1 rRNA gene is annotated in these 263 nt (G+C 47.9%); it reads left to right on the top strand.

The window, feature by feature from the left end:
* Window positions 1-263, top strand: a 16S ribosomal RNA gene (locus tag ACTHTA_RS11510); the annotation flags it as partial.

The raw sequence follows: 263 nt of genomic DNA, 5'->3' as shown, positions 1-263 counted from the left end.
GATTTATTGGGCGTAAAGAGCGCGTAGGCGGGTTTTTAAGTCAGAAGTGAAATCCCGGGGCTCAACCCCGGAACAGCATTTGAAACTGAGAATCTTGAGGGTAGTCGGAGAAAATGGAATTCCACGTGTAGCGGTGAAATGCGTAGATATGTGGAAGAACACCGGTGGCGAAGGCGATTTTCTAGATTATTCCTGACGCTGAGGCGTGAAAGCAAGGGGATCAAACAGGATCAGATACCCTAGTAGTCCTGTCTCTTATACAC

This window comes from Neisseria sp. P0013.S005 (assembly GCF_051958425.1).
Taxonomy (GTDB): domain Bacteria; phylum Pseudomonadota; class Gammaproteobacteria; order Burkholderiales; family Neisseriaceae; genus Neisseria; species Neisseria subflava.
The sequence above is the reverse complement of the archived record's forward strand: the minus strand, read 5'-3'. Positions and strand labels throughout refer to the sequence as shown.